The organism is Streptomyces katrae (genome assembly GCF_000966975.1).
GTDB lineage: Bacteria > Actinomycetota > Actinomycetes > Streptomycetales > Streptomycetaceae > Streptomyces > Streptomyces katrae.
This window is the reverse complement of record NZ_JZWV01000904.1, coordinates 1-8,874: the sequence shown is the minus strand read 5'-3', so window position 1 is coordinate 8,874 and position 8,874 is coordinate 1. Positions and strand designations below refer to the sequence as shown.

Below are 8,874 nucleotides of genomic sequence, written 5' to 3'. Positions count from 1 at the left end.
GACGCGGGTGACGCGGCGGCTGCGGATCTTGCCCCGGTCGGAGATGAACTTCCGCAGCCGGTCGCTGTCCTTGTAGCCGAGCGGCACGATCTCCTCCCACGCCTTCCAGGCGTTGGTGCAGCCTTGGTTCCGACGATCGTCCAGGTAGGGCTTGTACTCATCGAGCGCGGAAGGGCGCCCCCGCCAGTGGCCGCGGAAGAGATTTGCGGGCGTCAGCGAGAAGTCTTCCGGCCGGTCCCCGGCGAAAGGGTGCGGGGGCGTCTTCCATCGCGCGGCCGGCGTTCACGAGCCCGCGTAGACGTCAAGGCGCCACGGCGAGGGGTGCCCGGGGTCTGCTTCCGTCTTCCTCACCGGATGTTCACCTCCAGCCTGCCCTGACTGCTGCGCAGCCGCGGCGTCGATTCGCCACGTCAGGTGGTTCGGAATGGTGACGGGCATCCTCACTTCCGCGGAAGGTGTCCGCGATGTGGTCCTGCGAGGAGCCGCGAACGGTGATCGCGGCTCCTCGCAGGTGGCTACTGTGGTCCGGTATGTCATGGGATGCAGGGGGTAGCCCTCATCGGCAGGCTGGCCGACGTTCGGGGCGCAGCGAGTTGGAAGCGGACCGGCTTCCGGAGGTGCGGGAGCTGGGGGAGCTGGGATGGGTTCTCGCGCCTGAGGCGCCGATGTGGGTGTTCCTGCCGTTCGTATGGCCGTCGCATGCACGGACCTGGGTGCCTGACCGGTCGACTCGCTGGCAGATCGACACCACTACGGACGGGTCAGGGCGGGTGGTGGAGGCCGAGTGCCACCCCGTCACGGAGACGGAGCAGGAGACTCAGGAGAAGGACGCCTCGGCGGACCTGGCCGGCGTCGGCATCCCGCCCCGTCCCTCGGGCCGGCTGTGGTTGCTGCGACCGGTGGGGGGCTTTGAGGATCTGGACGCCGTCCTCGACCACCTCTGTGCCCAGGCCGAGGCCCGCGGTGTGCCCGTGGGGCTGTCGGCGGCGTTCGCGGCGCTGTGCGCGGCCGAACTCGAGGCTGCGGCGGACGCGGCCGGCTGACCGCGACCAAGGCCGGATACCCGGCTGGGCCGGTCAGGGCGCCCACGGCACCTGGTGGTACTGGCAGCCGGTTCGCCCCCTCAGGTCGGCGTGGCAGGGGACTTACTTGGATTCGAGTCGTCCTACCGGGTTGGGGCCGGTCGTCAGTGCCTCGTGGGTGGTCTGCCAGGCGTTGTCGCCGGGGTGGAGCTGGGCGCGCAGGTATGCCGCGGTGAGCCGGGCGAGGGCGGCGACTCGCTCGGGGTTTTCGTCGGTCGTCTCGGCTGCGTCGTATCCGGCGATCCCGCCGAGTCCGTGCTCCGCGTCGAACAGGGTGAGTAGTGCTTTGGGGCCGGGGGCGAGGGTATAGGGGTCGGCGTGCCAGTCCGGGCCCATATCCGTGAAGTGCCGGGGGTCGTCCTTGTCGCCGGTGACGACCAGCGCGGGTGCGGTCATGGTGGAGAAGTCGACGGCTCCGATGACCGGCCAGTGCTCGGCCATGGGTCCGTTGAAGACCTTGCCGCCCCTGCCGGGCGGGGCGAGCAGTACGCCCGCCTTGATGCGCGGCTCGAAGAGGTGCACCAGGTTCCCGGTGGCGGGGTCGGTGAGTCCGGCACCCAGCAGGAGGGCGGCGGTGAAGCCGCCGAGCGAGTGCCCGGCGAGGGCGACCTTGGTGGGGTCGATCCGCCCGGCGAGCTGCGGCACGGCGTTCTCGATCACCTCGAGCCGGTCGAGGACGTGGGTCATGTCCTCGGCGCGGGAACGCCAGAAGTCGGGTGCTCCGGGTGCGTCCGCGACCAGGTCGGTCAGTGTTCTGGAGGTGAGGTGGGTGGGCTGGACGACGACGAATCCGTGTGCCGCCCAGAAGTTGGCGAGCGGCGCGTAGCCGTTGAGGGAGGAGAGGTTGTTCGAGGGGCCGTGGCCGTGGGAGAGGAGGATGACGGGAAGGCCGGTGCCGGTAACGGGTGCCGAGACGCGCACCTCGAGATCCACGGGACGTCCGGGCACGTCCAGGACTACGGGGCTGAAGGACAGGACCGGTACGGGCGTGCCCAAGGCGTCGGTGGCGGGGGATGTGCTCACGGTGTGGGTTCCCTTTCGGTGGCGCCTGCCGCCCGCCGGGCTCGTACCCTCGGCGGGCGGGCAAGGAGGTCAGGGGTGTTCCGTTCGGCTAAGCTGAAACGGAACGCTGCTCCATTTACTATCCGGAGCGCTGCTCCGTTTTGTCAACCGGTGTCGAAGGAGAACGTGATGGCCGCCGAGGGTCCTGGAGGGGATTCGCCGCCCCGAAGCAAGCGGGCCGACGCTCAGCGCAACCGGGAGACGGTGCTCACCGCAGCTGCCGAGGTGTTCGCCACCTCCGGCGTCGACGCGCCGATCCGTCAGATCGCGGCCCGGGCAGGCGTGGGGATGGCCACGATCTACCGTCACTTCCCGACCCGGGCGGATCTCGTGACCGCCGTGTACCAACATCAGATCGAGGCATGCGCCGAAGCCGGCCCGAACCTGCTGGCCCGCGCCGATTCCCCACTCGACGCATTGCACCAATGGACCGACCTCTTCGTCGACTTCCTGGTCACCAAGCACGGCCTCGCCGACGCCCTGCAGTCCGACAGCGACCGCTTCGCCGCGCTGCACGCCTACTTCCTCGACCGGCTGTTGCCCGTCTGCGCCCAACTGCTCGACGCCGCAGTCGAAGCCGGCGACATCAGGCCTGGCACGCAGCCCTACGAGCTGATGCGCGGCATCGGCAACCTCTGCATCGGACGCGACGACGACCCCCGCTACGACCCCAGACGCCTGATCGCCCTCCTCCTCCAGGGCCTCCAGCGACCCCAGGGGACCTGATGCCAAGGAGCTCAGGGACGGGCGAGGTGGCGTGTCACGTCCGGCATCGCGAGCGAGGCGAGCGTGAAACCGGCGTACAAGCCCGTCCCGCCCAGCGTCTGGCAGGCCGACCCGGAGCTGCCCGTCGACCAGTAGGAGTGGGCGCTCCCACGCCCGGCGCCGCGCCACGCAACCGGTCCGACGGGGGCCGGCGTGCGGGGCCCGACGGACGGCCGGTCCGCGCACAGAGGTCGGCCATGGCATTGGCCCTGCGTCCTTCGCGGAAGGTCGCAGGGCCAGCGGCCGTGGCGGATCGGGCCCCTGGTACGGGCTACTTGGGCATCAGGACGGTGTCGACGATGTAGACATTCGCGTTGGCGGTCTTGACGTTGCCGCAGACCACGTTGGACGTGGCGTTGACCTTGTAGGACTCCCCGGAGCCCGCCGTGGTGACCGCACCCTTCTGGAGGGTTTCGAAGCTGCCGTTCTCCATCTGCTCGGGGGTGAGCTTCTGGCCCACGACGTGGTAGGTGAGGATCTTCGTCAGGGTGGCCTTGTCGGCGAGGACCTTGTCGAGGTCAGCCTTGGGAATCTTGGCGAAGGCGTCGTTGGTCGGTGCGAAGACGGTGATGTCCTTGGCGTTGTTGAGGGTGTCGACGAGTCCGGCCTTCTTGACGGCGGCGACCAGGGTGGACAGGGCCGGGTTGTTCGAGGCGGCGGTGGCGACGGGGTCCTTGGCCATGCCGTCGAACGAGCCGGCGCCGTCCTTGGGAACGCCGGCACAGGCCGGGCCGAAGGGCCGGCCGCCGGTCATCGAGTCACCGGCGGGGGTGCTCTCGCCGGTCTTGGCCTGGTCGTCGGCGGCCGCGGTGGGGGCGGTCTTGGCGTCGCTGCCGGAGTCGGAACACGCGGCCAGGGAGAAGGGCAGCAGGGCGGCTGCGGCGACGGCGATCGCCGTACGGCGGATCTTCAGGCTGTTCATGATCGATTGCTCCTTGGGGTCTTCTATGGGGCGTTGGGGTAGCTGGTCGTGCTGCCCGGGACATGGCCCAACGGCCGGCCGTCCGGGTGGTCTAGGTGACGGTGACGAAGACGCTGTGCCAGCCGCTCGCTCCGTCGGGGATGGTCCGTGTGCGCCGCTCGGTCTGCACCTGACCGGTGCCGTCGGTGGCGCGGACGGTGACCGTGTGCCCGCCTGGTGTGGCCGTCCACGGGAAGGACCACTGGCGCCAGGTGTCCGCGGTGGCCTGCGGGGCGAGGTCGGCGTCCTGCCACGGGCCGTCGTCGACGCGGACCTCGACGCGGGTGATGCCGCGGTGCTGCGCCCAGGCGACGCCGGCGAGGGTGACGGTGCCGGCGGCTGGTCGGGCGAACGGTTTGGGGGTGTCGATGCGCGCCTGCGTCTTGATGGGCGCCTTCCGGGCCCACTTCCGCTTGACCCAGTAGGGGTCGTAGGCGTCGAAAGTGGTGAGCTCGATCTCGGTGATCCACTTGCAGGCCGACACGTACCCGTAGAGACCGGGGACGAGCATCCGGACGGGGAAGCCGTGGTCGACGGGCAGGGGTTGGCCGTTCATTCCGACGGCGAGCATGGCGTCCCGGCCGTCCATGACGTCCTCGACCGGGGATCCGAGGGTCATCCCGTCCACGGAGCGGGCCACGAGCTGGTCCGCCTGGCCCCCTTGGGACGGGCGCCGGACTCCGGCTTCCCGAAGGAGGTCTGTGAGGGGGACGCCGAGCCAGCGGGCCGTGCCGATGTAGGGGCCGCCGACCTCGTTGGAGACGCAGGTCAGTGTGATGTCGCGTTCGATCAGGGGGCGGGCCAGGAGCTGGTCGAGGCTGTAGGTACGGGGTCGGGTAACCCCTGTGCCATGGATGCGCAGGCGCCAGGTGGCCGCGTCGACCTGGGGAACGGTCAGTGCGGTGTCGACGCGGTAGAAGTCGGCGTTCGGGGTGGTGAAGGCACTGATTCCGGCGACCTTCAGCTGAACCCCGCCCGGTAGCGCCGGGGCTGCGGAGGCAGGAGCCGGAAGGATGAGGCTCTCGCGGGAGGCGACGGCCCCTTGGCCCTGCCGGGCGGTGAGGAACCGGCCCACTGCTCCGGCCGAGGCCGCTGCCACAGCGGTCACACCGGCCGCAGCGAGGAAACCGCGCCTGCTCCACATCCCGGCCCCCGCGCCGTCCGCATCGGCGGGGACGCGGACGGCTTTCGCCGCAAGGATGTACAGGGCGAGTGCCCCTGTGAGCGCTCCGGCGATCGAGGGCAGTGCGTCGCCGATGTTGGCGGAGTCGGGGCGGCTGAGGGCCGCTGCGGAGCCGAGGATCCCGAACAGGAGCACACCCGCGGCCCCTGTGCGCCGATGAGAGAGGCTGAGCACGCCCAGACCGACGCCGAGAAGGGCAACGACAGCGAGGATGCCCAGCTGGAGAACGAACTTGTCGCTTTGCCCGAACGTGCGGATCGCGAAGTCCTTCACCGCCGCCGGTGTGCGGTCGACGACCGCGCCGCCCACCACCGTCACCGGTCCAGCGGCGGGCCGCACGGCGCCGGCGACCAGCTCGGCCACGGACAGGGCCGTGAACGCGGCCAGAAGTCCGGCCAGCGTGCCGGATGCGCTGCGGGAGAGGATCCTGCGGAAGCTGCTCACACCCCCGATTCGGCAGCATCCATGCGGCGGATTGGTCCGATCCCGAAAGAGTGAATGCTCCGCTTCGCCGTCCTCGATCCAGGCGGCGACCGGCAGGCCGACGCACACGGCGCGATGGTCGATCCGACCCCGACCTTGCAGGGGCCGCGGTCGAGCACTAAGTCGACGGCATCGCCGAACTCGGCCGGGACGTCGTCGGTGGTGGTGGGGTTGACAGCCGTGGACGCAATCCTTGTTCCGCCTCGTGCTGAATCCTCCGCATGAGGCCCGCGGTAGACGGTCAGGCGTTGATGCAGGTGTTCCCGAAGGACGGGTTCAGCAGCCCGGTGACACTGACGGTGTTGCCGCAGGCGTTGACCGGGATGTGGGTCGCCACCTGGATGAGGTTGCCCGAGCTCACGCCCGGACGAGCTCACGCCCGCCGATCCCGCGCCCGCCGATCCCGCGTCCGCCGATCCCGCGCCCGACGGGCCCGCGGTCACAGCCTGCGCGCCCGCGTCGGCCGAGGCCACCGACGCGCCCGCCACCGCGACCGCGCCGGCCGCAAGGGTCACGGCCGGACCACCTCGCACGCCGGCCATGTCCTCGTACCTCCTGTGAAGGAGTACGGCCGCGCGGAGGTCCCGCGTGGCCGGTGAGGGAGTCGCGTGAACGCCTTCGGGTTCCTCACACCCGGGTCTTCGCCGCCGCTTTCCCACCGGCTTGCCCCAGGGGACCGGCTTCCCTCCAACGGGTCGGACCCGGCTCGCGCGGGTGAACGAAGTGGCCTCCCATCCGCAGCCGCGTCGGCTACGAAGAAAGGGCGACGCACCTACAGGTTTGCCAAGGCCGGACCGTCCCGCGCAGGCGGGACGGCCCCGCACGAGCGACGACACGAGGACCGGCATGCGATGGACGCCCCGCCCCCCGACAGCCGCCCCCGGCGGCCCTTTCGCCTTCTCACCACTGCCGGAGCCCCGCAGGTGAAACAACCGATCCCCTTCCACGGCAGCGGCTCCGCGGAACCTGCCCACGGCGACCTCAACGACGTCATGCGACGCGTCGCCCACGGCGACAAAGAGGCCTTCTCCGTCCTCTATGACGTCCTCGCCCCGATGATCTTCGGAATCGTCCTCAGGGTCGTGCGCGACCGGGCGCAGTCCGAGGAGGTCGCCCAGGAGGTCATGATCGACCTGTGGCGCCAGGGGGCCCGCTACCGCCCCGAAGCCGGTTCCGTCACCACCTGGGCGGCGACGATCGCCCACCGGCGGGCGGTGGACCGGGTCCGCTCCGCCCAGGCGGCCGCCGACCGGGAGCAGGCCCAGGCCGCCCGCGAGCACACCACAGCCTTCGACGAGGTCGCCGAACAGGTCGAGACACGCCTGGAGGCCGAGCAGGTCCGCCGCTGCCTGCGTGGCCTGACCGAACTCCAACGCCAGGCGGTCACCCTGGCCTACTACCGGGGGCTGACCTACCGTGAAGTCGCCGAAGCCCTGCGCACGCCGCTGCCCACCATCAAGACACGCATGCGCGACGGGCTGATCCGGCTCCGCGACTGCATGGGGGTGACCACATGAAACACCACGCCGCCGACGCCCATACCCTCGCCGCCGCCTACGCCCTCGGTGCACTCGAAGAAGACGAACGACGCGCCTTCGACGCCCACCTTCAGTCCTGCGAGGCCTGCCGGCAGGAAGCCGCCGAGTTCCAGACGACTGCGGCCCGCCTGGCGGCAGCCGTCTCCCAACCGCCCCCGCCGTCGGCAAAGGCACAGGTCATGGCCGCCATCGACGGGGTTCGCCAACTACCGCCGCGTGTACCCGCCCCCGCCTCCACCGCGCCCGCGTCCGGCGGCCTCCTGACCCGGCGGGCCGTGCCCCTGGCGCTGGCCGCCAGTGTGGCCGCCGCCGCACTCGGCGGAATCGCCGTGTGGCAGACGCAGAACGGACAGGACCTTGAGGCCCGGGCCCGCCAGGCTCAGCAGCAACTCGACACGATCAGCACGGTTCTGGCCGCCCCCGATGCGCGCACCGTCCACGGACGAGCCGCCAACGGCGCGCTGACCACGGTGGTCGCCTCCGCCCGTCAGAACAAGGCCGTCTTCACCGCCGCCAACCTCCCGGCTCCCGGAGCCGGGAAGACCTACCAGCTATGGCTCGACCACAACGGCACCATGCGCCCCGCCGGACTCATCGACCACGACGGCACCGTCATCCTCGCCGGCGATCCCACCGGTGCCGGGGCCGTAGGGCTGACCCTGGAACCCGCCGGAGGCTCCCCCCAGCCCACCACCGACCCCCTGCTCCTGATGATCCTTCCCGCCTGACCCGCCCAGCGGGCACCGTCCGCCGGTGACGCCGGCGCCGCCGTGTGGGGCATCAGCCCGGAAGGGCCCGACGGTCACGAAAGGTTCGCCCCGAGGATCTCCTCCAATCCGGTCGCCCGGCCGCTGCGAAGTACAGGTGAAGCGCAGCAGTCGGGCGGCGTGTCGAGTGGCGGGAGCGGGTGTGGTGGAACTGCGGAAAGCGGCCGTCGTGGGAGGCGGGGTGGCAGGCCTGACCGCCGCCTACATCCTCGCCTCCTCCTACGAGGTCACCTTGTACGAGGCCGACGGGCGGCTCGGCGGCCACGCCCACACCCGCGACCTGCCGGCCCCCGACGGGGGTGCGGTAGCAGTGGATTCGGGGTTCATCGTCCACAACGAGCGCACCTACCCGACCCTGCTCCGGCTCTTCCGCGAGCTGGACATCGGCACCCAGGACGCCGAGATGAGCATGTCGGTCCGCTGCGACGGCTGCGGCCTGGAGTACGCGGGCGCCCGCGGCCCTGCTGCTCTGTTCGCCTCGCGGGCCGCGCTGCGGGGCCGGCACCTGCGGCTGCTGACCGAGGTACCGGTCTTCCACCGGGGCGCCCGCCGTCTCCTGGCCCGCGGGGCCCACTCGGGCCTCACGTTCGGGGACTTCCTGCGCAAGGGCGGATTCTCCCCCTACTTCGTCAGCCACTTCGCTCTGCCGCTGGTCGCCGCGGTGTGGTCCTGCCCCACGCAAACCGCCCTGTCCTACCCGGCCGCCTACCTGTTCACCTTCCTGCACCACCACGGCCTGCTGTCCGTCACGGGCTCACCGCAGTGGAAGACCGTCACCGGCGGCTCCGCCGCCTACGTCACCGCCGCCGTCAAGCACATCCAGCGCGTCCGCACCTCCAGCCCGGTCGAGACGGTCCGGCGCACCGGCCGCGGCGCACTGGTCACCACCGGCGACGGTGACACCGCAGCCTTCGACGCCATCGTCATCGCCACCCACCCCGACCAGGCCCTGCGCCTGCTCGCCGACCCCACCGCCGACGAGAGGCGGATCCTGGGCGCGTTCACGTACTCCCGCAACCCCACCGTGCTGCAC

Annotated in this window: 8 protein-coding genes and 2 pseudogenes; 5 read left to right on the top strand and 5 right to left on the bottom strand. The window is 71.0% G+C overall.

The annotated features are described in order from the left end of the window. Window positions 1–144: pseudogene (locus VR44_RS46525) on the bottom strand (30S ribosomal protein S18); the annotation flags it as partial. Between the two features lie 320 nt (window positions 145–464). On the opposite strand from VR44_RS46525, the gene VR44_RS29235 reads away from it, so the two are divergent. Continuing rightward, the gene (locus VR44_RS29235) at window positions 465–1,043 is read left to right on the top strand and encodes a DUF5956 family protein (RefSeq protein ID WP_483855146.1); all 579 of its coding nucleotides are present in this window, start codon (window positions 465–467) and stop codon (window positions 1,041–1,043) included. A gap of 102 nt (window positions 1,044–1,145) precedes the next feature. Here the strand turns inward: VR44_RS29235 and VR44_RS29230 are convergent, their stop codons facing one another. Further along, on the bottom strand, window positions 1,146–2,105 hold the full coding sequence (locus tag VR44_RS29230) for an alpha/beta hydrolase family protein (protein ID WP_045950620.1): 960 nt from the start codon (window positions 2,103–2,105) through the stop codon (window positions 1,146–1,148). Window positions 2,106–2,273: 168 nt separating this feature from the next. Between VR44_RS29230 and VR44_RS29225 the strand changes: the two genes are divergently transcribed. Next, window positions 2,274–2,870, top strand: coding sequence for a TetR/AcrR family transcriptional regulator (locus VR44_RS29225; protein ID WP_045950619.1), 597 nt, complete (start codon window positions 2,274–2,276; stop codon window positions 2,868–2,870). Between the two features lie 310 nt (window positions 2,871–3,180). Here the strand turns inward: VR44_RS29225 and VR44_RS29220 are convergent, their stop codons facing one another. The 3 genes and pseudogenes from VR44_RS29220 to VR44_RS49240 all read right to left on the bottom strand — a co-directional run bounded on the left by VR44_RS29220 (window position 3,181) and on the right by VR44_RS49240 (window position 6,078). After that, entirely contained in the window at window positions 3,181–3,831 is a 651-nt protein-coding gene (locus tag VR44_RS29220) for a fasciclin domain-containing protein (protein ID WP_045950618.1), read from the bottom strand. Window positions 3,832–3,922: 91 nt separating this feature from the next. Further along, window positions 3,923–5,506, bottom strand: coding sequence for a molybdopterin-dependent oxidoreductase (locus tag VR44_RS29215; RefSeq protein WP_045950623.1), 1,584 nt, complete (start codon window positions 5,504–5,506; stop codon window positions 3,923–3,925). Window positions 5,507–5,777: 271 nt separating this feature from the next. Then, window positions 5,778–6,078 (bottom strand): annotated as a pseudogene (locus tag VR44_RS49240) (chaplin). Between the two features lie 381 nt (window positions 6,079–6,459). On the opposite strand from VR44_RS49240, the gene sigK reads away from it, so the two are divergent. From sigK to VR44_RS29195, 3 genes are all read left to right on the top strand, one after another. After that, window positions 6,460–7,053: an ECF RNA polymerase sigma factor SigK gene (gene sigK / locus VR44_RS29205; RefSeq protein ID WP_045950617.1), complete on the top strand. Its 594-nt coding sequence runs from the start codon at window positions 6,460–6,462 to the stop codon at window positions 7,051–7,053. Beyond that, the gene (locus VR44_RS29200; protein ID WP_045950616.1) at window positions 7,050–7,802 is read left to right on the top strand and encodes an anti-sigma factor; all 753 of its coding nucleotides are present in this window, start codon (window positions 7,050–7,052) and stop codon (window positions 7,800–7,802) included. Before sigK ends, VR44_RS29200 begins: the two co-directional genes overlap by 4 nt. Window positions 7,803–7,986: 184 nt before the next feature. Further along, a partial coding sequence (locus VR44_RS29195; RefSeq protein WP_245692420.1) for an NAD(P)/FAD-dependent oxidoreductase occupies window positions 7,987–8,874 on the top strand: 888 nt, incomplete at its 3' end.

Excerpts from the sequence above, each read along its gene's own strand:
- VR44_RS29235 (WP_483855146.1), top strand. The coding sequence starts at position 465 with ATGTGGTCCTGCGAGGAGCCGCGAACGGTGATCGCGGCTCCTCGCAGG.
- VR44_RS29225 (WP_045950619.1), top strand. The coding sequence starts at position 2,274 with ATGGCCGCCGAGGGTCCTGGAGGGGATTCGCCGCCCCGAAGCAAGCGG.
- VR44_RS29220 (WP_045950618.1), bottom strand. The coding sequence starts at position 3,831 with ATGAACAGCCTGAAGATCCGCCGTACGGCGATCGCCGTCGCCGCAGCC.
- VR44_RS29200 (WP_045950616.1), top strand. The coding sequence starts at position 7,050 with ATGAAACACCACGCCGCCGACGCCCATACCCTCGCCGCCGCCTACGCC.